Origin of the sequence: Acinetobacter sp. YH01009 (assembly GCF_013420765.1) — a bacterium.
Taxonomy (GTDB): domain Bacteria; phylum Pseudomonadota; class Gammaproteobacteria; order Pseudomonadales; family Moraxellaceae; genus Acinetobacter; species Acinetobacter amyesii.
Genome location: NZ_VOYE01000017.1, coordinates 49,555 through 73,097, shown reverse-complemented (window position 1 = coordinate 73,097; position 23,543 = coordinate 49,555). Strand labels below are relative to the sequence as shown.

26 protein-coding genes and 1 pseudogene are annotated in these 23,543 nt (G+C 38.7%); 14 read left to right on the top strand and 13 right to left on the bottom strand.

Translation table 11 applies throughout. The features are described 5' to 3' along the window. Positions 1 to 60 precede the first annotated feature (60 nt). On the bottom strand, positions 61 to 465 hold the full coding sequence (locus FTT76_RS14795; RefSeq protein ID WP_078189187.1) for a nuclear transport factor 2 family protein: 405 nt from the start codon (positions 463 to 465) through the stop codon (positions 61 to 63). A 123-nt stretch (positions 466 to 588) separates the two neighbouring features. Beyond that, entirely contained in the window at positions 589 to 2,613 is a 2,025-nt protein-coding gene (locus tag FTT76_RS14790) for an NADPH-dependent 2,4-dienoyl-CoA reductase (protein WP_180007843.1), read from the bottom strand. 181 nt (positions 2,614 to 2,794) lie between these two features. Here FTT76_RS14790 and FTT76_RS14785 point away from each other — a divergent pair, with 181 nt between their 5' ends. Together FTT76_RS14785 and FTT76_RS14780 are read left to right on the top strand one after the other, a co-directional pair. Further along, positions 2,795 to 3,334 (top strand): PadR family transcriptional regulator, encoded by a 540-nt coding sequence (locus FTT76_RS14785; protein ID WP_180005106.1) that lies wholly within the window; start codon positions 2,795 to 2,797, stop codon positions 3,332 to 3,334. Positions 3,335 to 3,358: 24 nt separating this feature from the next. After that, the gene (locus tag FTT76_RS14780; protein ID WP_180007844.1) at positions 3,359 to 4,267 is read left to right on the top strand and encodes an alpha/beta fold hydrolase; all 909 of its coding nucleotides are present in this window, start codon (positions 3,359 to 3,361) and stop codon (positions 4,265 to 4,267) included. A 134-nt stretch (positions 4,268 to 4,401) separates the two neighbouring features. Here the strand turns inward: FTT76_RS14780 and FTT76_RS14775 are convergent, their stop codons facing one another. Continuing rightward, positions 4,402 to 5,313, bottom strand: coding sequence for a LysR family transcriptional regulator (locus FTT76_RS14775; protein WP_078188530.1), 912 nt, complete (start codon positions 5,311 to 5,313; stop codon positions 4,402 to 4,404). 279 nt (positions 5,314 to 5,592) lie between these two features. On the opposite strand from FTT76_RS14775, the gene FTT76_RS14770 reads away from it, so the two are divergent. After that, on the top strand, positions 5,593 to 6,507 hold the full coding sequence (locus FTT76_RS14770; protein WP_180007845.1) for a LysR substrate-binding domain-containing protein: 915 nt from the start codon (positions 5,593 to 5,595) through the stop codon (positions 6,505 to 6,507). A 319-nt stretch (positions 6,508 to 6,826) separates the two neighbouring features. On the opposite strand, the gene map is transcribed toward FTT76_RS14770, so the two are convergent. Next, positions 6,827 to 7,621: a type I methionyl aminopeptidase gene (gene map, locus FTT76_RS14765; RefSeq protein WP_168378636.1), complete on the bottom strand. Its 795-nt coding sequence runs from the start codon at positions 7,619 to 7,621 to the stop codon at positions 6,827 to 6,829. A gap of 349 nt (positions 7,622 to 7,970) precedes the next feature. Between map and brnQ the strand changes: the two genes are divergently transcribed. Next, positions 7,971 to 9,263: a branched-chain amino acid transport system II carrier protein gene (gene brnQ / locus FTT76_RS14760; RefSeq protein WP_180007846.1), complete on the top strand. Its 1,293-nt coding sequence runs from the start codon at positions 7,971 to 7,973 to the stop codon at positions 9,261 to 9,263. 559 nt (positions 9,264 to 9,822) lie between these two features. Continuing rightward, positions 9,823 to 10,059 carry a hypothetical protein gene (locus FTT76_RS14755; RefSeq protein ID WP_078188534.1) on the top strand — a complete coding sequence of 79 codons (237 nt, stop codon included), beginning with the start codon at positions 9,823 to 9,825 and terminating at the stop codon, positions 10,057 to 10,059. 273 nt (positions 10,060 to 10,332) lie between these two features. Here FTT76_RS14755 and FTT76_RS14750 read toward each other — a convergent pair whose 3' ends face one another. Next, positions 10,333 to 10,794 carry a hypothetical protein gene (locus tag FTT76_RS14750; RefSeq protein WP_180007847.1) on the bottom strand — a complete coding sequence of 154 codons (462 nt, stop codon included), beginning with the start codon at positions 10,792 to 10,794 and terminating at the stop codon, positions 10,333 to 10,335. A 173-nt stretch (positions 10,795 to 10,967) separates the two neighbouring features. On the opposite strand from FTT76_RS14750, the gene FTT76_RS14745 reads away from it, so the two are divergent. Together FTT76_RS14745 and FTT76_RS14740 are read left to right on the top strand one after the other, a co-directional pair. Continuing rightward, positions 10,968 to 11,828: an alpha/beta fold hydrolase gene (locus FTT76_RS14745; protein WP_180007848.1), complete on the top strand. Its 861-nt coding sequence runs from the start codon at positions 10,968 to 10,970 to the stop codon at positions 11,826 to 11,828. A 216-nt stretch (positions 11,829 to 12,044) separates the two neighbouring features. Then, positions 12,045 to 12,530: an Lrp/AsnC family transcriptional regulator gene (locus FTT76_RS14740; protein WP_078188537.1), complete on the top strand. Its 486-nt coding sequence runs from the start codon at positions 12,045 to 12,047 to the stop codon at positions 12,528 to 12,530. 85 nt (positions 12,531 to 12,615) lie between these two features. Here the strand turns inward: FTT76_RS14740 and FTT76_RS14735 are convergent, their stop codons facing one another. After that, positions 12,616 to 12,828 carry a hypothetical protein gene (locus FTT76_RS14735; RefSeq protein ID WP_168378640.1) on the bottom strand — a complete coding sequence of 71 codons (213 nt, stop codon included), beginning with the start codon at positions 12,826 to 12,828 and terminating at the stop codon, positions 12,616 to 12,618. Further along, positions 12,825 to 13,037 (bottom strand): DUF4177 domain-containing protein, encoded by a 213-nt coding sequence (locus FTT76_RS14730; protein WP_168378641.1) that lies wholly within the window; start codon positions 13,035 to 13,037, stop codon positions 12,825 to 12,827. The genes FTT76_RS14735 and FTT76_RS14730 overlap by 4 nt, the downstream gene beginning before the upstream one ends. A gap of 385 nt (positions 13,038 to 13,422) precedes the next feature. On the opposite strand from FTT76_RS14730, the pseudogene FTT76_RS17825 reads away from it, so the two are divergent. Continuing rightward, positions 13,423 to 14,209: pseudogene (locus FTT76_RS17825) on the top strand (IS3 family transposase); the annotation flags it as partial. A 127-nt stretch (positions 14,210 to 14,336) separates the two neighbouring features. Here FTT76_RS17825 and FTT76_RS14725 read toward each other — a convergent pair. The 4 genes from FTT76_RS14725 to FTT76_RS14710 all read right to left on the bottom strand — a co-directional run bounded on the left by FTT76_RS14725 (position 14,337) and on the right by FTT76_RS14710 (position 18,905). Then, positions 14,337 to 14,828, bottom strand: a complete 492-nt coding sequence (locus FTT76_RS14725) for a hypothetical protein (protein WP_180190605.1) — start codon at positions 14,826 to 14,828, stop codon at positions 14,337 to 14,339. A 361-nt stretch (positions 14,829 to 15,189) separates the two neighbouring features. Continuing rightward, the gene (gene fumC, locus FTT76_RS14720) at positions 15,190 to 16,584 is read right to left on the bottom strand and encodes a class II fumarate hydratase (protein WP_180003739.1); all 1,395 of its coding nucleotides are present in this window, start codon (positions 16,582 to 16,584) and stop codon (positions 15,190 to 15,192) included. 198 nt (positions 16,585 to 16,782) lie between these two features. Next, complete coding sequence (locus FTT76_RS14715; RefSeq protein WP_180003741.1) at positions 16,783 to 17,790, bottom strand: SDR family NAD(P)-dependent oxidoreductase; 1,008 nt, start codon at positions 17,788 to 17,790, stop codon at positions 16,783 to 16,785. 518 nt (positions 17,791 to 18,308) lie between these two features. Next, positions 18,309 to 18,905, bottom strand: a complete 597-nt coding sequence (locus tag FTT76_RS14710) for a phosphatase PAP2 family protein (protein WP_180007849.1) — start codon at positions 18,903 to 18,905, stop codon at positions 18,309 to 18,311. A gap of 314 nt (positions 18,906 to 19,219) precedes the next feature. Between FTT76_RS14710 and tusD the strand changes: the two genes are divergently transcribed. From tusD to FTT76_RS14690, 4 genes are read left to right on the top strand one after another with little or no spacing between them, the layout of a single operon-like run. Further along, positions 19,220 to 19,588, top strand: coding sequence for a sulfurtransferase complex subunit TusD (tusD, locus tag FTT76_RS14705; protein ID WP_078190984.1), 369 nt, complete (start codon positions 19,220 to 19,222; stop codon positions 19,586 to 19,588). Between the two features lie 45 nt (positions 19,589 to 19,633). After that, positions 19,634 to 19,984: a hypothetical protein gene (locus FTT76_RS14700; protein ID WP_078193833.1), complete on the top strand. Its 351-nt coding sequence runs from the start codon at positions 19,634 to 19,636 to the stop codon at positions 19,982 to 19,984. 13 nt (positions 19,985 to 19,997) lie between these two features. Continuing rightward, positions 19,998 to 20,285, top strand: a complete 288-nt coding sequence (locus FTT76_RS14695) for a DsrH/TusB family sulfur metabolism protein (protein ID WP_078190986.1) — start codon at positions 19,998 to 20,000, stop codon at positions 20,283 to 20,285. Positions 20,286 to 20,333: 48 nt separating this feature from the next. Beyond that, positions 20,334 to 20,645: a TusE/DsrC/DsvC family sulfur relay protein gene (locus FTT76_RS14690; RefSeq protein WP_111884335.1), complete on the top strand. Its 312-nt coding sequence runs from the start codon at positions 20,334 to 20,336 to the stop codon at positions 20,643 to 20,645. Positions 20,646 to 20,727: 82 nt separating this feature from the next. Here FTT76_RS14690 and FTT76_RS14685 read toward each other — a convergent pair whose 3' ends face one another. Together FTT76_RS14685 and FTT76_RS14680 are read right to left on the bottom strand one after the other, a co-directional pair. After that, on the bottom strand, positions 20,728 to 21,207 hold the full coding sequence (locus FTT76_RS14685) for a helix-turn-helix domain-containing protein (protein WP_180007850.1): 480 nt from the start codon (positions 21,205 to 21,207) through the stop codon (positions 20,728 to 20,730). Positions 21,208 to 21,356: 149 nt separating this feature from the next. After that, positions 21,357 to 22,256, bottom strand: coding sequence for a LysR family transcriptional regulator (locus tag FTT76_RS14680; protein ID WP_180007851.1), 900 nt, complete (start codon positions 22,254 to 22,256; stop codon positions 21,357 to 21,359). A gap of 97 nt (positions 22,257 to 22,353) precedes the next feature. On the opposite strand from FTT76_RS14680, the gene FTT76_RS14675 reads away from it, so the two are divergent. Together FTT76_RS14675 and FTT76_RS14670 are read left to right on the top strand one after the other, a co-directional pair. Then, on the top strand, positions 22,354 to 22,806 hold the full coding sequence (locus FTT76_RS14675; protein ID WP_180007852.1) for a CidA/LrgA family protein: 453 nt from the start codon (positions 22,354 to 22,356) through the stop codon (positions 22,804 to 22,806). After that, a complete protein-coding gene (locus FTT76_RS14670) occupies positions 22,803 to 23,513 on the top strand; it encodes an LrgB family protein (RefSeq protein ID WP_171262654.1) in 711 nt (236 codons plus the stop codon). Before FTT76_RS14675 ends, FTT76_RS14670 begins: the two co-directional genes overlap by 4 nt. The last annotated feature ends 30 nt before the right edge of the window (positions 23,514 to 23,543 follow it).

Below are 23,543 nucleotides of genomic sequence, written 5' to 3'. Positions count from 1 at the left end.
CATGACAATATCCATCATGCTTTTTATCATTCTGTGATGAGCATTTAAAAATCAGCAGATTCAAGGCTGATATTGCATAATGCGCTCACCCATTTTCGCCGCCAATGCTTCCAAGCCACTTTTCGGACGGAGCATGACTTCAAAATCAATCATCTGTCCTTGTTCATTAAACTGAATCATGTCGATCCCTTTTAATTTTTTCTCGCCAACATTGGCAGAAAACTCAAGCACCACATTTAAACCATCTTCTGAGTAAAACTCACGGTGATAGGTAAAATTTTCAAAAATTTGAATCACATTGGTCAAAATAAAAGTTACTACAGGCTTACCTGGATATGGGTTAAACGCGACAGGTGAACGAAACACCACATCCTCTGCCAAGAGTTCATTTAAAATATTCATATCCCGTGTGTCGAGCATTTCGTGCCAACGTGCAACAGATTTTTTTGTTATTTCAATAGTCATGTTTATGTCCTTTTTTTGTTGATGAATCATTTCCCTATCCTCAAACTCCTCTCAAAATGGAGAGGAAGCACGACAACTGCATATTAAATTGAATGTAGTTGTCGTGGTTAAGTATGAGGCTGATTAAATCACCGCAGCCAAATCTGCACCTTGACGAATGGCACGTTTAGCATCTAACTCACCCGCTTCTTTCGCGCCACCAATCAGATGCACATTTTTTCCATCTGCTTGTAGCTGTTCATACATCGCGGTATAGGATTCCTGACCTGCACAAATCACCACATGATCAACATCTAAAATACGTGGTTGACCATCAACGGTAATATGCAAACCTTGATCATCAATTTTATCGTAGCTTGCACCCGCAATCATTTTCACATCGCGGTGTTTCAAACCTGTACGGTGAATCCAACCCGTGGTTTTACCTAAGCCAGCACCGACCGATTTAGCCTTACGCTGCAATAAATACACTTGACGCGGCGATTCTTCGACGTCTGGATGTTTCAAGCCACCGACTTGCGCATAAGTGGTATCAATTCCCCATTCATCATAAAATTTCTCAGGATTGAGGCTACCGCTTTCACCTTCATGCGTTAAATATTCAGCCGTATCGAAACCAATACCGCCTGCACCAATGATCGCTACACGTTTGCCAACTGGTTGACGCTCACGTAAAACTTGTAAATAACTCAATACTTTTGGATGATCAATACCATCTATATCTAACTGACGCGGTGTTACACCCGTCGCCACCACGATGTCATCAAACTCAGACTGAGCTAATTCTTCATAGGTTGCCGTATGGTTCAGTACCAATTTAATCTGAGGCAATAGTTCTATTTTGCGTTTGAAATAGCGCAGCGTTTCATAAAACTCTTCTTTACCAGGAATCGTTTTCGCAATATTAAACTGCCCACCAATTTGGCTTGAAGCTTCAAAAACCGTTACATTGTGACCACGTTCTGCTGCATAAGTTGCAAAGCTTAAACCCGCAGGTCCCGCACCAATCACAGCGATATTTTTCACCTGTGCAGATTCTTTAAATATCAGTTCAGTTTCATAGCAGGCTTGAGGGTTAACCAAACATGTTGCAATTTTCATTGAGAAAATATGATCTAGGCAGGCTTGGTTACAACCAATACAGGTATTAATTTCATCACTACGCCCTTGTTCTGCTTTTTCCACAAAACATGGGTCAGCTAACATTGGACGTGCCATGGACACCATATCTGCATCACCTGATGCAAGAACATGTTCAGCCATTTCAGGGGTGTTAATACGGTTTGAAGTGATTAAAGGAACATTCACAAGACCTTTTAACTTCTTGGTCACCCATGTAAATGCAGCACGTGGCACTTTGGTTGCAATGGTCGGAATACGCGCTTCATGCCAACCAATACCGGTATTGATAATAGTTGCACCGGCTTTTTCAATGGCTTTTGCAAGTTGCATAACTTCTTCGAAAGTCGAACCACCTTCAACCAGATCCAGCATAGAAAGACGGTAAATAATAATAAAATTTTCACCGACTAATTCACGCGTACGACGCACGATCTCAATTGGAAAACGAATCCGGTTTTCATAACTGCCACCCCATTCATCATCACGGTGGTTGGTACGTGCAGCAATAAACTCATTAATTAAATAACCTTCTGACCCCATGACTTCTACACCGTCATAACCCGCTGTCTGTGCTAACTGAGCACATTTGGCAAAATCATTGATCGTGCGTTCGACGTCTGCTGTGCTTAAAGCTTGCGGTTTTACTGGGTTAATTGGTGCTTGAATAGATGAAGGTGCAACATTATTGGCTTGATACGAGTAGCGACCTGTATGCAAAATCTGCATCGCAATTTTACCGCCAGAATCATGTACCGCCTGCGTAATCACTTTATGTTTTTCTGCTTCTTCTAAAGAGTCTAATTTTGAACCACCAGCAAATGTCACACCATCATCATTGGGAGAAATACCACCAGTTACAATCAGACCTACACCACCTTTCGCACGCTCAGCGTAAAAAGCTGCCATGCGTTCATAGCCACCCGGTGCTTCTTCAAGGCCGATATGCATAGAACCCATCAATACACGGTTCTTTAGCGTTGTAAAACCTAAATCTAGTGGTGCCAATAAATTTGGATAATTTGACATTTTTTCTCCTTAGCGTGCTGAAAAGCTGGCTATTTTTATCTTCGCTTGTATACGAGCTTTCTATTTCCATCTACGCATACAAGATTTTTGCAACTTGTTGCACTAATTTATATGCGAGATTTGATTTTTATGCAACATGTTGCATAATAAAAAGTACAAAACTATTTTGACTGAGCCATATATGTCTTTAGCCCATGTTTTACTCACGAGCTTACTTGAAAAACCGAGTACAGGAATTGACCTTGCACGCCGTTTTGACCGCTCTATGGGCTTTTTTTGGAATGCGACACATCAGCAAATCTACCGTGAACTCAGTGGTATGCAGCAAAAAGGCTGGATCAGCACCATTGAAGATGACCACAGTACAACCCGTAAAAAAACCTACCAAGTTGAACAGCTTGGACGTGTTGAATTAGCCAATTGGATGGTTGAGCAAAGCCCTCCGGCTCAGTTACGTGAAGAGTTAATGGTTCGTTTACGTGCTGAAGCTCAACTGGGCACAAACGGCGTATTACCCGAATTAGAACGTCACCTAGAAATTCACAAAGAAAAACTAAAAGTGTACCAGTCTATTTTTGCAAAAGACTTTGCACATGCGCATGATGAAGACCGTACTTTGTACATTCATAAAATGATTTTACAGCTTGGGATTGATTTGGAAATCGGTTGGATCAAATGGCTTGAAACCATCATTCCACAGTTGCATAAATTTAATCGCTAAAACAAAAAATAAATAGGAAGCCGCATGCCACACTATACAATGCCAGATCAACAACAACTGTATGTTCGTGAATATGGTCAAGGAGAACCCATCCTGGTTTTATCTGGACTGGGCATGCAAAGTTGGCAATGGCACCCTTTTCTATATCAACACCGAAAGCATTTTAAATTTATCATTCCAGACTGGCGTGGATTTGGCGGCTCTAAACATTGTCAAATTCCAAATACGGACACCATTTCAAGCCATTGGCGAGATATTGACAGCTTAGTTTCCCAGCTTGGTTACGATAAAATCACGGTGATTGCCTACTCCATGGGGGCAACGACCACCATGCACGGTTTAAAATACGGTCAGTTTGCTGAAAAAATTAAACGCTATTTACACATCGATCAAACCCCTAAAATACGAGTAGATGCAGATTGGCAATATGGTTTATATGGCAAACGCCACAATGAGTTTTTAAGTATTTTAGAAGACATCTCGAAGGTACTTGCAACCAACCTCTCCGTGCCATTTGCACAGCAGATGAATAAACATGACCGTCAAGGTCTGGTCGACGCTTGGTTAAGATTCATAGACTTACAAAATAGCAATCCTTATGCTTTATCCGCTTTCCGTTTTGCATACCAACAACCAACTTTACAGAAGCTGATGTTACCCTCACAAAGTGTGACCTATTTATATTGGTATATTCAAAACTATTTGAACCATACTGAAGATTATCGTGAAGCCATTGCAGCACTCACCGCACCAACAACTTTTTTCACAGGTGCAAAATCGATCCTCTATCCTGCCCAAGGTCAAAAAATTATTGCTGACAGCCTAACCAATGCAGAGCAAATCATTTTTAAGAAATCGGGGCACACGCCATTGCTCAGTGAACCGGTCAAATTTAGCCGTGAAGTCACCAAGTTTTTAAAACAAGCGGTCTAATAACACTAAATAAAAAAAATAGGCTCAAAACTTTCAAGATTGAGCCTATTTTTGTATGAAGGAAAGTGTTACTTAACTGTTTGCTTCTAAATTGAATTTCGAAATTAACATCTAAATTAATTTTAAAACAAATGTTAGAAAACTCGACGATCGTATTCAATTGCTTCCAAATCATATACTTGGTAAACACAATCAAATAAAGGACGTGCCAATTCCCCTTCATCATCATTCCGCACAATCAAATAAATTTGGCTAATGGCGGCACTGTCCGATAATTTCACATAATTCACATGCCTAAACTGCATAATTTGGACAGATTCAGGAACAATACAAATGCCTTCGCCCGCAGCGACCATACCCAGTGATTGCTGCAAATCTGCTTGAGTATTGAAGCGTTTCGGCTCCATCCCATATTCTAAAAATAAAGACTTGATCAGCGTTGCATAACTTTGACCATCCGTTGCAGGATAAATAAAAATCTGCTCATCTTTGAGATTATTTAATGCAATCTGCTGCTGTGAAGATAAAGGATGGCTTGAATGCACCGCAACAATCAGAGGCTCTTCACGCAATAGCACACGTTTAACCGCCTGATCCGACACACGAACTCGACTAAAACATGCATCAACCCGACCTTCTTTTAATGCCTGAATCTGATCAACTGCACTCAGTTCAATTAAATTTACATTTAAGTGTGGATATTGCTGGCGGAACAAATAAACGATTCGAGGTAATAAACCACAGAGTAAGGAACCGCCATACCCAATATTAATGGTACGTTCAGTAGCACTGGCCCGCTGCGTAATGAGCTTAATTTCTTCTGCATTTGAAAGTAATTTCACGGCTTGCTGATAAAAGAAACGGCCAATGGTGGTGGTTCTCAAAGGACGGCTGCCACGCTCAAAAAGCTGTGCACCCAACTCTTCTTCTAAATTTTGAATTTGACGACTTAAAGGAGGTTGAGCAATAAATAGCTTTTCAGCAGCCTTCGTAAAACTCTGTTCTTCTACAACGGCGACAAAGTAACGTAAATGTCTTAATTCCATGACATTGTCCTTTAATGTCGAATTTCTTTCATAATGGTCTTTTATTTGAATATATCAGGACGACACTCAAATCACATCCTTCAAATTCGGTTATTTAAAAGATGTATACACCACATTTATTGTTTGGTCATGCTAATGTGAAACGATTACAAGGTTAACCCGACTTTAGTCTTGGCAATTTTACTCAACTTTCTCACATGAAAAACTACAAAACGTGATTGACTTCATGAAACAATTCAAGTTAATTAGCTAAATCGTTGCAAATATGGAATAAGAACAGTGCTGAGTGATCTAGATGATTTTTATTGTTTTGCCCAAGTGGTCGAACATGGTGGTTTTAGTGCAGCAGAACGTGCAACAGATATTCCAAAATCAAAACTGAGTCGTCGGGTCTATAACTTAGAAGAACGTTTAGGTGTCCGCCTGATTCAACGTAGTTCACGACATTTTGCTGTTACAGATATTGGTATGAATATCTACCGCCATGCACAAGTTATGATGAATGCCGCTCAAGCCGCACATGATTTGGTTGATCATCTCAGCACACAGCCGCGCGGCTTAATTAAAGTCAGCTTACCTGTTTCCATCGCGCAAAATGAAATGACCAAAATTTTGCCTGAATTTTTAAAGCAGTACCCAGAAATTAAAGTGCAAATGATGGTGACCAATCGCCGCGTAGATATCATTAATGAAGGCTTCGACCTTGCGCTGCGTGTACGTTCAAATCTAGACGACGACCCCAATTTAGTCATTCGTAAATTTGAAACGATTGAGCAGCACTTATTTGCCAGTCAGGCCTATCTGAATAAATTTGGTGAACTCAAACAGCCCGAAGACTTATCACAACATCAAATATTAAGTATGGCGGATGAGCATCTCGATCAACATATTATTGTGACCGATGCACAGCAGCATCAGAAAAAAATTAAAGTGAATCCAACGGTGATGGGCTCTGACCTGTCTATGTTAGCTGCGCTAGCCTGCCAAGATTGTGGCGTGGTGTTATTGCCCGACAGTATTGTGTCCGACCATGTGAAATCAGGTGCTTTGGTTCGTGTGTTACCTGAATGGAAAGCTGCACATGGTATATTCCATGCTGTTTATCCATCTCGTCGTGGCTTATTACCTGCTGTACGAGTATTCATTGATTACTTAGTTGAAAAACTCAGCCAACATGAACACGCTAAATTTTAGGCAAAAAAAAGCTTACCCATGTGATGGGTAAGCGAAAACTTAAAAACTAAGAAAATCAGAAACTACAGCAGAATCTGTAATCATATTATATAAATAAAATACATCTTTATTAAATCGTTAATAGCTCTAACTGATTTTCAGAGTTATAAGCAAAGCCTTATAAATTAAGCTATAGACAAAACCTCTTAGTCTTAAAACCTATAACGTTCATACACACTACAAATTATTAGACTAAAGTCAAAAATTATACACATGTATAATTTAATTTAACTTCAATCATTTAGATACAGCAGATTCAGGATTAAATTCGCGATTTAGCTTAGATTGCAGGATATGTACCTGTACCTTCTGGCCATGGAGATAGCAACTCAAAACCACTATCGGTTACAACCACCATATGTTCCCACTGTGCAGATAAAGAGCGGTCTGCAGTAATCACTGTCCAGCCATCTTTTAACTCTTTAGTTCGCGCTTTACCGCTGTTAATCATCGGTTCAATGGTAAAGACCATGCCTTTTTTCAGAATCACACCTTGACCCGGTTGACCATAGTGTAAAACGCTCGGTTGCTCATGATAAACCTTACCAATTCCGTGACCACAGTATTCACGTACTATGCTGTAGCCTTCACGATGAGCAACTTGTTGAATGGCATAGCCTACATCCCCCAAAGTTGCTCCCGGTTTAACTGCATGAATCCCTGCAACCATGGCTTCGTAGGTAGTTTCCACTAACTTTTTAGCCGCAGGCGAAACCTCACCCACATAGTACATACGACTGGTATCACCAAAATAACCATCTTTAATGATGGCAACATCAATATTGATAATGTCACCATCTTTCAATACAGTTTCTTTCGAAGGAATACCATGACAAACCACTTCATTCGGTGAAATACAGGTGGTTTTGGTATAGCCATAGTAGCCAACGTTGGCAGGAATCACTTTAAGTGTGTTGACGATAAAATCATTACAGATATCGTCTAGATATTCAGTGGTCACGCCCGGCTTGACATACTCCCCGATCATCTCTAAAACCTGAGCAGCTAAACGACCTGAAATGCGTAATTTTTCAATATCTTGCTCGGTTTTAATCGTGATTTTGGAAGCTTTCATCTGAATATCCTCAAATTTGAATACACCGAATTATAGACCTTTTAGATTTTTTTTGTTTTATTCAGCCAATATTTCTGCATTTATTCGGCTTATAGCATCCTATTTAGTGCTGAAAATTAGAACAATTGATTTATATCTGATAAATCTTAATCGCTAAACATATTTCTATAAAAAATTTATATACAATAAATTTCTTTTATTTATCATAAATATAAATAAAACATTATTTTATCTGTCAATATATTCATGATTCGTATTATAAAAACTATCTATACGATTTATAAATTTTGCTCCAAAAACGAGCTTAATTGCACTAAAATTGCCTTTTTTCACAGTTCATCTCCCCTTTATGACAAGTCTTCGTACACGGGATATTGTTGCCTTAGGTTTTATGACCTTTGCACTGTTTATTGGTGCAGGTAACATTATTTTCCCACCAATTGTCGCACAGCAAGCGGGTGAACATGTTTGGTTAGCTGCATTTGGTTTCTTAATCACCGCAGTTGGTCTACCTGTCATCACGATTATTGCTTTGTCGCGTGTTGAGGGTTCTATTCAAGTTTTAAGTTCACCTTTGGGTAAAGCAGCCAGCATTATCCTTACTGTCGCGTGTTACTTAGCTGTTGGACCTTTATTTGCAACACCTCGTACAGCTACCGTTTCATATGAAATTGGTTTCTCTTCTTATTTTGGTAACGGCGCAAACAGTCTGCTAATTTATAGCGTGATTTATTTTGCATTAGTGACCATTGTTTCACTTTATCCAAACAAAATTTTGGATACTGTGGGTTATTTCCTTTCACCGCTCAAGATCTTAGGTCTCATTGTACTGGGTATCTCTGCGTTCTTTATCCCTGCTGGTGTAATTCCGCCTGCAATTGGTAACTACGTGGCTGCACCAGTTTCTGAAGGTGTGGTCAATGGTTATTTAACCATGGATACTTTAGGTGCTTTAGTTTTTGGTATCGTGATCGTAAAAGCCATTACTTCACGTGGTGTAACGGATAGTAAGCTCGTCACCAAGTATGCTGTCATTGCCAGTATTATTTCAGGTATTGGACTTACACTGGTTTATATCAGCTTGTTCAAACTCGGTATGGGCAGCCATGATATTGCTCCAAATGCAACAAATGGTGCAGTGATCCTGCATGCATATGTACAACATGCATTTGGTGATATGGGCGCTTATTTCCTATCTGCAATGATCTTTGTTGCATGTATGGTTACCGCGATTGGCTTGACCTGCGCATGTGCTGAATATTTCTCAGAATTGACTAAAATTCCATACAAAGTTTTTGTGTTCATTTTAGTTGGTTTCTCACTGCTGATTTCAAACTTAGGTTTAACCAAACTCATTGCAGTTTCAGTGCCTGTTTTAAGTGCAATTTATCCACCTGCGATTGCAGTTATCCTACTTAGCTTCTGCTCTAAATGGTTTATTTCACCATCACGAGTTATTGCTCCTGTTACCGCTTGTGCGTTTATTTTCGGTATTTTTGATGGTTTAAAAGTAGCTGGTTTCGAAGATGCGCTTCCAAGCTTTATTGCCAATCTACCGCTTGCTCAACAAAATTTAGCATGGCTGATCCCTTCTGTGATTGTGCTGATTATTGCTGCTGTAATTGACAAAGTTAAAAAATAACCTTTTTTGACCTGTCTAAAATCGGAGTTTTACCCGAATGACGATTTTACCTGTGACCAATAATTGTCGAGTTTTACCCAAACTGACTTTTATTTGTCCTACTACAGCGCAAAAATCCTAAGTCATTGAACTTTTTTAATAAAGTTTTATTTTCATGATGAGAAAAAAATCCAGCCCTTTGGCTACAAAATATAATAATAGTTAAAATACAAATACTTTCTGCAAAATACACCGTACACAAACTCCATGATTAAGCCCGATTCAGACTGTAAGCTAGGCGGTTTCGTGTCATAAAGCCGATATACCCGTGTTGGTATATATATTGCTTATTCATACATAGATATTATGCATCGACCATTTTACTCACCAGTCAACACCTTTAGATTCATAATATTTAGTATATGAATAAAATGATTATTCTTATACGATGATCTAACATAGTTTTATGACAAAATAATGACATTTGCTATTGAAATACTTCTAGTTTCGAAGTACAACAGTAGTTCAAACCTGACCAAAATCATGGGTTTTGGCTAAACAACAACAAGGAGGGGTGGAGATGTTATCAGTACATTTCAAAAAGCAATTCTTCATTAACGCTCTGAAGGCAAATAAGAACATGGTGACCTATACAAGCACCACTATTGCTCTCATGCTGACACTACTTATTCAAGGCTTAATACAAGGAAATTTAAGACCTGAATATTTTGCTTATGCGCTTATTGTCTCTGTAGCCTTTTATTTATGGGCAGTCATTGACCACAAATATCGAAAGCAAAAATCAACAGAATTTTAAGTTAGAAGATGGATGAGGCATCATCCATCTTGAAAAAAGAAAGATGCCACCCCCACCTTCTCGATCATTTAATCCTTTTTAAATAACAATACAAATAATCCCTAAAATAACCAGAAAATCATCAGCCTTTTCTCATAAATTTTCAATTCTGCAGAACTTAAAATTTTGTTTATATAAATTCTTCGACCTAACAATCGTCTGCACTTTAAAAGCTTTTATCTCCTGATTAGCCTCCAATCTAATTGATACGATTTTTATTTGATACTACTTTGCTTAAAACCAAAATTTAACGATGACTCCGAAGAGCAATCCGAGTGTTGCAATTAACTCGCCAATCACCAATCCAAGCATTGCCATACTCATCATCCATTTAGGTAAATGCCATTTGCCTAAGACGTGCGGTACTTTAAATTGATTGGTGGTATCAGCTAAAAAGCCATGCAGCACATAGCTTAAAATCGAAAAGCTAAAAAAGAACAAATTGATGATTACAAAGAGTAAATTGAGTGTATGTGGAAGTGCTGAAAAATAGGCCAATACCGCTAAAATAAGCGTCGCTGGGGCGTATAACAAACTGCTCCGATGTGCGATATCTACATAATAATGCGCACGTGCCAGTTCAGACTGCCTTATTTGTGCATATTTCCACACACCTGTGAGCATACCTACCCATAAATAAATCCCACTAAAAACTATCGCAATTTTTACTGCACTCGAAAGTTGAAGCATGTCCATTTTAATTTACATCCATTGTTCAATTATACGCATTATTTTTATCTGTATTTCTTCTGCAATAGTACTTGCTTCAAACCTGTTATGACATGACTTTAGAGTCATACTCTTTTCAGGTTTCTTTTTGGAACTTGTGTAAATTAGTGACATCGGAACACACCCATGAAGTTTGAATCATGTCATCATCTGAAAAACTCACGATTCATTGCCAAGACGGCTATTCACTGAGTGCGCGCTTTTATCCGCACCAGACAGAGCTCAAACAGGCTTTACCTGTGTTGATTTGTCCAGCCACAGGCATTACCAAGCAATTTTATAATAGCTATGCAACATGGTTGAGCCAACAAGGCTATGACGTTTTAGTTTTCGATTTTCGTGGTATTGGTGAGTCGCTACACAGCCCTTTAAAACAATCGACAGCAAGTATTGTGCAATGGGGGCAGCTAGATATCCCTGCGGCAATCGACGCTTTGATCAGTAAAACGCAGGCACCTAAAGTCATATTACTCGGTCATAGCGCAGGCGGACAATTATTAGGTATCGTGCCAAATTATGACAAAGTTGCCAAAGTGGTTGCTGTTTCTGGCTCTACAGGTCATGTCAAAGATCTTAAAGGTCGCACCAAGCTTTTAGCTCCAGTGATGTTTAATGTGATCTTCCCGATTGCACGCTATACCATTGGCTATGGCCCGACTAATGCGATTGGCATGGGTGAAAATTTGCCAAAAGATGTTGCTCGTGAATGGGCTGAATTTTGTAGCAAACCCGGTTATGTCATCAACGCCTTAGGCAAAACTGTTCAGCATGATTTTCATCAACAGGTGAGCTGTCCGATCACTGCCGTATGGAGCTCTGATGACGAAATCGCCACGGAAGCCAATGTCAAAGACTTGCTGCGCTTATACCCGAATGCTTCGACTCAAATGATTGAGTTAAAACCGAAAGAAACAGGTCATAAAGCCATCGGACATATGTTGATGTTTAAATCGTCACATCAAAACCTATGGCCGATCATTGAACAACAGTTACACGCTTAAGTTTTTGCCACTCAGTCAGTAATCCGGCTGAGTGGTCTTTTTATAATCTGCACAAGATTTTCTATTTTTAGCTTCAATCACCCTGCCTAACACCTTACATAATTTATTTTTCTATCTTTAAAATCTGCATTGCAAGTCCGAGTGTGCTAATTTTCTTCAGCCGACCATTGCAAAAAATGATATAACTATTTTTTCTCAATTATATTCTATTTTGGCATGAGTGAAGCACGACACAACCTCGACAGAATTGATCGTTTAATATTATCCGCATTAAGAGAAGATGGACGACTCACCATAGCCCAGCTTTCTGAACGTGTTGGTCTCTCCTCTTCGCCATGTTGGACACGCTTAAAACGTCTAGAAAATTTAAAAATTATCGATGGTTATACAGCCAACATCAATCCAAAATCGATTGGGATCAATGAATTATTCTTTATTGAAATCACATTAGAACGTCACGATGATGAAATTTTAGATCAATTTAGTGAAACTTTAGCCAATATGCCAGAAGTGGTAGAGGCACATTTAGTCACTGGCGATTACGATTATTTAGTGAAAGTTGCGGTTAAAAATGCTGAACACTATGAGCGTTTTTTGCGTAAAAACTTATATTCTATGAAAGGTATACGCCATACACGCTCTATTTTTGCGCTACGACAATTAAAATCTGCCAGCAGTGCTGACCTTATGATGATTGAGTAATGAGCCAATATAGATTTAATCTATAAGATGACTTTAAAATTTAAGGGCAATTGAGTTCAGCACTCAATCGCCCTATTTATGCGGTCTAATCTATAAAGCCATCTTTTTTCAATTTTTTATCTGTCAAATACTCACGTATGACCAATGTTGCGATAATAATGATGGCTTCTAGAATCGCCACAGTGACGGTTATTTTGGTAAATACTTCGACACTGAGCAACTCAAACCACAACTGAGCGATGGCTAATAACCCCCATAAAACTGAAATAATAAGTGCGCTAAAGACACCATATTTCATATTTCTCTCTCCAAAACAACTACATAAGCTTCACGCTTCCAAAAAAGTAGCATACGGCGGATATCTTTTTCCATCGTAATCACCGCCCAACCTTGCTGCGCATTTTGATTTAAAAAATTGGTGAATTTAACAGGATCAACTTTTGAAGAGCCAAGCAGTAAAGATCCCAGCATGCCTTCTTGATAGATAACAACTTTATATTCTTTCATCAATATAGTTCTTTATGGTTATAGTGAAATGAACAAATGTTCAGGGCAAAGTATAGCGATCGCTTTTTTCTAAAATAACCTAGTTTTACCCGCCTAATTTGCTCAGCAATTTTTTCGATTTTATGTTTTAATACATGCAGTATGAGATGAGCCTTATATGAGTATCACGCGAGTGATACGACTAGCCCCTAACCATGGGGCTTTTTAATGTCCGCATTTATGATTTTCAAGTTTTAGCATCTTTGAGAGACTCTTTCGCTAATAGTTTGCTGTGTCTTTCGACATGCTGCCAGCATAGCCCTATACTCGTAAAGCTAAGAAAGTATTCAAAGCAACGATATACTTACTTAAATCTATCACCGATCAGTTAAAAATAATCACTGCAGTCTCTTCTGCCTGCAAATATCTAGGTGTCAGCACTTCACGCTTCTATGCATGAAAAATGTTAGATTTATTTATGTATGATGATTTGAAAGCTATCCATTGGCAGCATCATACTCATTTAGGCGCACAATCATGTCCATGACATACATGATCTTGATTATCGTATGAATGAATGTTCTGTCTGTAGAATCTAAGAATATTTAAAAAGCTAAGTTTACTGAATAAAGTTGCACGCAAATATAAGCATACAACGGATATTACTTATATCAGTACCAAGCAAGATGGGTTGTATTTATGTGGATGCTAAGTTTATTTAGTCGTTGTACTGTCTGTTGGCAAACTAGCCATTGTAATGGTCAAGTAAAATCAGACCATCAATTGATATGCGTGTAATGCATTTAATTAAGCAGTAGCTCATCAAGGTTATCCAAACAGGTGCATGGTACATTTCCTTGCAAAGCAATACTTCACAGACTCGAAGTACTGTAATCATGATTGTAGGGGCTATTTATTGATGAATAACGGTATTCTAGTATACAACCGTCGCGACCTTACACAGTATGCTGCTCATGGGATAATGCAGTAAGCGAAGCTTGTCTCCCACATTAAAAGACCATGTGATTCACGGTAGTGTTTACTACTAGAAAAGAAACCGATGCTGTATTATTCTCAAAGTTTACTACCATCGAATTAGACGACCTTCTACAAATGACTGGTTAAGTCTAAAAGCCTTTAAGCAGAAATATTTTAAGTATTTAGAAGGGATGACCGTTCACGATATTGTTTAGGATCAATGCTTCACTTGCTTGATGGGTCACTATGAAACAGTCACTTGCCGCAGTAAATCTGAAGTTCTGCTGTGCATATAAAAAATCCTCCTAAGCGGAGGATTTTTCGACTAAAACTGTGTGCAGTTTAGAATTTTGCTTCTAATACATTCGCTGACACTTGGTTTTTCCAAAGCTCACGTAAAGTCGGTAGATAGAATTTTTCACCTAGCTCGACCAACTCTGCATCAATCAAACCATGAACTTCGTGCATGAATAAATAATCAAGTTCAACGGTTTGTAATTTTGACTGTGCTTTTTTATATTCTTTACGTTTTTGCTGTGCTTTTTTTACCAAGTTATCTGCATAAGCACGGTCTTTATATTGGGCAATAACATTCAAACGTAGCTCAATTACGCCCCACCCACTGAGTAGTAATTTAAATTTTTCAAAATCTGTCGTTGTTGATTCCCAGCTCATTTCTTCTAGATTTTCATTCTCAGGCAAAACTGGTAGCAAAAGCTCCATAACACTTGGGAAAATCTTTTTAAAATTCAAAACAAATTTAACAGGATGCTCGCCCGGATAGTCTTTAAATTGAACGTTCTTTTGGACATCTGTCAAATAGATGGTGAGCATTGGGGGAAATCCTTAAATAAAACACTGTCTTGCAAATATTTATTCAAACAAATGTCAAATAGCAACGAAAACAGAAAAAGAAAGGCATTTTAACAAGTGTGCCAATGAATTCAAAGCCCAATCCAATGAATTACTCGCTTCATCATCAGGCCTTTCTTCATTTTGTTCGTTCCCCTATTTTTAATAAATCGTCTGGTTTCTATACATACATTTCAAGATGAATATGAATCCAAAGAATCTGTGTTAGGCAATAACTAGTTGAAAAATAATTCAATCATATATCCAATAAAAAGAGAGGCTGAATATGAATCAGCCCCTCTTTTTATTTTCAAACACTCTAGATGAATGATCTCAAACCAATTTATTTGGTATTGGGTAAAACCATTTGCTCAGGACGAACCACTTCATCAAATTGCTCTGCAGTGACTAAACCGAGTTCTACCGCAACTTGCTTTAGAGTTTTACCTTCTTTATATGCAGTTTTAGCAACTTTTGCAGCATTTTCATAACCAATTACAGGATTGAGTGCCGTAACTAACATTAATGAATCATGTAAGAAATGATCGATTTTTTCACGGTTTGGCTCAATGCCTACTGCACAGTGGTCATTAAAGCTATTACATGCATCACCGAGGAGTTGAATAGATTGCAATAAGTTAAAGGCAATAACAGGCATAAACACGTTTAATTCAAAGTTACCCGATGCACCGGCAACATTAATGGTTGTGTCATTTCCAAGTACTTGAGCAACCACCATTGTCATGGCTTCACTTTGAGTTGGATTGACCTTACCTGGCATGATGCTTGAGCCTGGTTCATTTTCTGGAATACGTAGCTCACCAAAACCACAGCGTGGGCCACTGGCTAACCAGCGCACATCATTGGCGATTTTATTTAAACTTGCAGCAAGTGTTTTTAAAGCACCCGACGCGAATACAGCTGCATCACGCCCTGCTAGTGCTTCAAATTTATTTGGCGCAGTGACAAATGGCAGACCCGTTTGTTTCGCAAGTTCTGCTGCTGCTTTTACAGCATATTCAGGATGTGCATTCAGACCTGTACCGACCGCTGTACCACCTAGTGGTAATTCATACAGTCCTTCTAAAGCTTGATTTAAACGCTTCAAACCATGATCGAGCTGTGAAACATAGCCGCTAAACTCTTGGCCTAATGTTAAAGGCGTTGCGTCCTGTAAATGTGTACGGCCAATTTTAACAATATCTTTAAAATCGTTAGATTTAGCTTCTAAGGTATTACGCAGTTTTGTTACTGCAGGAATTAAAAGCTCATTGATTTGTAGACTTGCAGCCACATGAATTGCGGTTGGGAATGAATCGTTGGTCGATTGAGCACGATTGACATGATCATTGGGATGGACAGGTTTTTGTGAGCCCAACGGATTACCCAGTTTTTGATTGGCAATATTGGCAATTACCTCATTACAGTTCATGTTACTTTGCGTACCTGAACCAGTTTGCCAAACTACCAGTGGAAATTGTGCATCCCACTGCCCTGAGATCACTTCTTCGGCTGCATTGACGATATAACCAGAAAGTTCCTGAGGGATTTGACCCAATGCTGCGTTAGTAATCGCTGCTGATTTTTTAACGAGACCCATTGCACGAATCATTGGACGTGGTAAACGTTCACCACCAATTTTAAAGTTTTGCAAACTACGCTGTGTTTGTGCACCCCACATCGCATCGCTAGGTACTTCAACATCGCCCATTGTGTCATGTTCAATACGTGTTTGCATAAATGACCTCATATCCTTATCTATAAAATTGAACGTCTGTGCAGAATCAAATTCTGCTGATAAATACAGTTTAGGTAACTTGTTTAGACTTGTAAATAATAACCATTATCAATTATAAGTGGTTTATTTGATAATCTTTATCGTGATTTTATAAAGAAAATCATGCACGATGATTAAATTCACCCAATACAAGACGAGTTAATTACCTCTTAATGTTTGTTGATAGAAACGCCATTCATCTTCTAGCATTTTCTTTAAATCTTGTTCAGGCTGCCAATCAAAAGTACTTTTCGCTTTCTGTGTACTTGCCCCAAGCTGGTCATATTCATGGCTTGGATAAAAAGTAGATTCGACAGTCTTAATCTCGGCCTTAGTTACTTCTGAAAGCGTATCTAATAGTTGCTGTATCGAAACCAACTCACCTGAAATATTAAAAGCCTCACAGGCGAATTGCTGCTGCGACAACCATTGCAAACATTGCCACACCGCCTTACAACAGTCGAGTACATGCAAGAAACTCCGTTCCACAGTACCATCTCCAGTTTTAGCTTGTTTGCGAAGTTCGATAAAATCTCGTTGTAAAGCCCCAACTTGCATCGCTAGTGGCACGATATTTTTTGGCAATGGCGCTACAAACTCACCTAAAACTGCATGCTCGAAAGCACCTGCGACGTTTCCTAAACGCAAAATCGCAATTTTCCACTCATTATCCGTACGTGCAGTATCCCGTATAATTTCTTCCACCATTTGTTGAGATTTCACATAGGGATTTGGATAGGTAAAATTAATTTCTGTGTCTTCTGTTAATTCTGCCGACGACTGACCATATACCGCTAAACTTGATAAATGGATCAGTGTTCGTACACCTGTTCGCTGCATGGCACGCAGCAAACTCATGATACAACTGACATTATCATTATAATATTCAAGTGGTTTAAGGACGGATTCTTCCAATGACTTAAAGCCTGCCGTATGAATGACAGCATCGACGGTATATTGTTCAAATACTTTATTGAGTGCGGGAGTATTGCGAATATCGAGTTTGACAAAAGGCACATACATGCCTGAAATAAATTCTAGTCGTTCAAGTGTTTGTAAATTTGCATTGGATAAATTATCCACAATAATGACTTCTTGACCTTGAGCCATTAAACTCAAGGCTATATGTGAGCCTATAAAGCCTAAACCACCAGTCACTAAAATCATTGTTTAGATACTCCTTATAGTTATCAAGCTTTTACAACTCTTTGGCATCATCTTGGTGTCGTCACCAACTTATCTACAGATCTAAATTTTGAAACTTCGCCTCAGCATTTTTCATGAGCCGAACAATCTGCAAGAGCATTCTAGTTTTATCTTACTGCTTTAGAATTTTGACTGTGTTGCAGTTATGGATATTAACTGTATTTGATTTACGACAAATGACCTCGCTAGCGATTCATTTTGAAGACAACACAATTAGTCGTGGCATTTGAGTGAACGCGTTTAGAAGAAGATATTTAAAAATAATCGCACTAGAAAGCATATTTCACAGCAATAAAAAGTATTAGAAGTGATCTACTCGAATGAGCAAATAGCATTGAGCAGTCTGACTATTTTTTGAGGTATAGGATCTGGATGTGAACGCCAGATGAATCATCAGAAATATTCATCTGGCAAGATGTTGGCAATGTAACTATAACAGCAGCAAACGTTTGAAATCGCAAATATCTAAGCAACTTAATTTAGCGGATATAGCCTTTTTTGATCATGGCTGAGAATAGGAACTCGTAAACTTTTAAGATCATGCTCACCAAATAAAACCCATATTTTCGCCATAAAGACAGTCCAACAAAATTCAGCAAAACCGCAATGATCAGCGCCCCTGCCATATCCATTGGATAATGCACACCTAAATAGACTCTCGACCACGCCACAAGAAAAGCGAAAGCTAGAAATACATAGCCGACAGCTTTTTGCTTTGAAAAAATATAAGAAAATGCAATCGTACTAAAAAACAGCATGTGATCACTCGGGAATGATCCATTCGGTGAATGTTCTATAATCGTGCGTCCAACATCCAAGACAAAGGGTCTAGGATAGTAAAAGAAACTTGAAATCACTTGGCTGATTAGAAATGCGACAATTGTAAAAACAGTGGCTTTAACGATTTGTTTTTTGGTGTCAAAACTGCCTTTAAACCAAGCCAAAAACATCAAAAGAATCACGATATAAAATAGATCATTGGCTATAAATATGGCAAAAGAAATAGTGAAATCTAAAGCATTGTCCGAAGCATTGATTGAATTAAATAAACTTAAATTAAATTTCTCTATATTCATGAGATGGTTTAAAAAATGAAAAGATCATAGCACTCTGTAAAATCAAAAATTGCGTTTTATTCATATAAAGATTTTTCAGTATGTAACCGTAGAGTTTATTTATGAAAAAGTGATGGCTCGAGGCTGAATCCAAATTAAACCCAATGTTATACCAATCGTTCTATTTGAAGAAAAATTTGCAATGGCAGTGCTGCCTAAATAAGCAAAACTGTGCAAATATTCAGATCATTGAGTAAATCATTGTATACTAGCTTTTTCTTCTGAACTCAGAACAAACTGTCGATCTAGACCGTTTATTCATTTAGTGAATTTCGATGAGTACTCTATTACTAATTACCTCCTCACCCACTTCGATATTGGCTTGGCATGCTTTGGGTCTTGCCCAAGCGCTGAAGCAAAAAGGCGAAAACTTTCGGGTTTTTTTCTATCAAGATGGTGTAAATGTCGCAAATGCCCTGCAATGGGTGCCAGATGATCAACGCAAACTCAGTAGTGAATGGCAAAAACTCGGCATTCGTTTACCTGTTTGCGTAAGTGCAGCTCTCGCACGTGGGATCACAGATCAGGAAAATGCACAGCGTCACAATATTCAGCAACATAATCTAGCTGAGCAATTTGAACTTGTGGGCCTAGGCGAACTCGCCGATGCCGTACAAGCTGCTGACCGTTTATTGCAATTCTAAGTATTTTGATTGCCGCGCATTTGTAGCATTGAAAAGGAAAATTACGTGAAATCTGTACTGGTTGTTTTAACCCATGCAAATCTTGCAAGCTTACAAGTACATGAAAGTCTTTCTGCGACCATGGTGCTTGCAACCTTCGGCTGTGACGTTAAAGTGTTGCTCAAAGATGCTGCGCTGAGCTTACTTCAGGCAGAACAAGAGTTTAGTCAGCTCAAGCATGCGTTTAAACTCGCTTCCAACATGGTTGATAGCTTTGAGTTTTACGATCTCACCCCGATTTATATTGAACAAAAAAATTCACAGCATCCTTTTGTGATCAACAGTGAACAAGAACTAGAGTTTGTTCAATTCAATACTGAATTAATTCAACAATTTGATCATGTGTTGTATTGGTAAAAGAGGAATGATGATGTCAAATTCTACGCTGTATTTAGTCCAAGCCAGCTATGCCAATACCCTACAGCACATCCAGCAGTTAGCCAGTTTAATCAATCCTGAAGATGCAATTATCTTGATGGGTGAAGCAGTCTTACATATTGCAGATGAACAAATTCAGCAATTTGGCACATGTTATGTACTTGAAAATGATGCTGAGATTTTAGGTAAAAGTATGAATTATAGTCATATGAAAGTGATCGACTATGCCGCTTTTGCTGATCTATGCCTTAGATTTAAACGATGTATTTCACTCAAATAATTTGAGTAAAAGCGATCCATTTCTACAATCTTCTCTTTTGGAATGAATATGAATCTTGAATTAGACCAAGATGGCCATTTGGTGGATTACACTATTTGGAATGAAGCTGTTGCCCAAGAACTGGCTAAAAGTTTAGAACTTGAGTTAAGCCCTTGGCATTTTGAAGTTTTACAAGCTGTACGACAGTTTTATCAACAGTTTGGTCACTCACCGGCAACTCGCCCACTCATTAAATTTTTAATGAAAACCGTGAGCGCTGATATTAATAATGCAGTGTTACAAGACAAATTTAACACCGGTTTGGTCGCTCGACATTTAAGTCGTTTAGCGGGCATCCCTAAACCTGCAAATTGTTTGTAATTTTAAAGTAATCTAAATACTGCTTAGGCTATTTTGGCTATATGGATGCAAATCAGCATCTTGAAGAAAGCCATAAAACAGCTTAGGCAGGTTTTAATTGATTGAGAGCGATGTAATAGGCTTGGGTAAAAACTGGTTTGACCTGTTTGGCTTGGATCGGTTCTGCACAACATGAACACACTAAAACGGGTTTAAACTTTTCACCACATGTCTGATGGACATATTCAACAGGTGATCCCAAGCCCTGATCCATATATTGATCGGCCCAATGTGTCATAGCTAAAAGGATTGGATACAAGTCTAAGCCTTTTTGCGTCAGTCGATATTCAAAACGTTCCTGACGCTCGACATAAGCAACTTTGGTTAAAATACCCTCTTCAACCAAACGCTTTAATCGGTCGGATAACACATGACGCGTCACACCGAGATTTTGTTGAAAGTCATCAAAACGTCGAATGCCCATAAATGCATTACGGATAATCAACATGGTCCAACGATCCCCTAGCACTGAAAGCGCACGAGCGATTGAACACGGTTGTTGACCAATATCATCCCATTTCATTTTATGAACCATCAAAAATAACGACCAACACCCAATTTAATTCATGCCTGTTGATTTTGCAAAATCCTTTTCAATAATCTTTGATGTACAAATCATAAATCCACCATCGTTTCAACGCATTCATTTTATCTGCTTGATCTGTAAATGAACTAAAAATGTATTTTGTCTTTATTGTCCTCAATTATTTCTAGCCATGCACGCGTTGCGGGACTCATGGCAACAGTGGTATTCCAGGCCATACTGAGTTTCCAGTCTAGGTTTGGATTTTCTAATTCAGCCATATGGTATTTTGCCGCATCAAGTTGTTCACAATAAATTTTAGGCAGGAGTGCAATCCCGACATTTGAATCTACCATTTTGGCGATGAAGTCCCACTGGCTACTTTTACACACTACATTGGGCTCAAATCCGACGTAATTTGCCGCCTGTATAATGATGTCATTGAGTGTGAAGGTATCGTCATACAATAAAAAGGATTCTTCTTTTAATTCAATCAACGAAACGGTTTTTCGCTTACGCCACTGTGAGTTTTTTTTGGACAATAGACACAAAGGTGACTCCATCACTGGAATACCACTCAGCACCGGTTTCAAGTGACCCAAAATAATCCCGACGTCGACCTGTTTTTTTAAAATGGCACTTTCTATACCTGTCGCCCCAACCTCAAAAAAGCTCAGTTCAATATTGGGGTATTTTTTATGAAACAGCGCGATTAACTGACTGAACAACACTGATGCCAATGGCGGTAAACCTAGGGTCAATTTACCTTGTTTTAAGGCACGAACTTGGGTAACGGTATCAAGCATCCGTTGTTGTTCATTCAATATCACTAAGGCATGCTGATAAATCTGCTCTCCCATATAGGTGAGCTGTGCTTCCCTTTTTCGACCTGCTTCTCCTTTATGAAATAAAGGCACGCCGATCTCGTCTTCTAACTGACGAATTAATTTACTAATGGTCGGCTGAGTGACAAAAAGCGCTTCTGCTGCATGACTAAAACTCTGTTTTTGTACGATGGTCACAAAGACTTTTAGGCTTTTAATGTCCATTATTATTCCATTTAAGCATAATTAATAATTAATTATTCATAATTATACAGGGTATGCACTTTTAAAATAGCGTCATCTCCTATTCTACTGTCGTCTCATGGATACGTTTCCACAATCTTCTTCCAAAATTACCCAGTTTCTCAAGACCTTAGCGCAGCTAAGTTTATTGATATTGATCTGGTGGATCGGCTCTTGCATTCAATCTTGGTTTAACTTGCCGATCTCTGCTGGCGTAATTGGTTTATTACTGCTATTAGCCGCATTATTGAGTGGTTTATTTAAAATGCAATGGGTTAAACAAGGCTCAGATTTTATTTTGGCTGAACTGGTTCTATTCTTTATCCCCTGTGTAGTTGGATTAATTAAATATCAAGATTTATTACTCAGCTCTGGCTGGCAGTTAATTTTAGCCGTGGTACTGGGTACCGTCTGTGTCATGGTGTTTACAGCATTTACGGTTTATTGGGGCTTTAAACTCGAGGCAAAACTTAAAGCGAAACACCAAACTGCGACAGATCATGATGTCAACACAGCAGGAAAAACCTTATGAACGATTTTGGGTTGAACAGTATCTCAGTGTTGTTTTTCGTCCTGACCCTTGTCGGTTATATTTTGGCGAAAAAGCTACATCGTAAGTTACCGTATATGGTTCTTTCCCCTGCACTATTCGTCCCGTTTGTGCTGATTATACTCATGCTTTGCTTTCATATTTCATATGACACCTATATGCAAGAAAGCCAATGGATTGTATGGATGCTCGGCCCGGCCACTGTGGCCTTTGCTATCCCCATCTATGAATATCGACAAATTATCCGTCAGCATGCGCTGAGTATTAGTTTAGGCATCGTGATTGGTATGTTAGCAGGAATTATCAGTGCTTTTTATTTGGCACAGTTATTTCAATTTGACCAAGAAACGTCTTATAGCTTGATGGCACGTTCCATTTCTACGCCATTTGCCATGGAACTTACCTCAAATATTGGGGGCTCAGTAGAATTGGTGATTCTATTTACCATGATTACTGGGATTGCCGGCGTGGCTTTGGCTGACCTAGTTTTGGCTGGGCTTAAATTGCATTCACGCTTTGCGCAAGGTGCGGCTCTTGGCAATGCCGCACATGGATTTGGTACAAGTAAAGCATTATCACGTCATAAAGAAGAAGGTGTTGCAGCCTGCTTGAGCATGGTACTTGCTGGGGTCTTTATGGTATTGCTTGGGCCATCACTTATTCATTTGGTCATTTATCTATTGGGATAAATAAAAAGCCCAGTGCAATAGCTGGGCTTT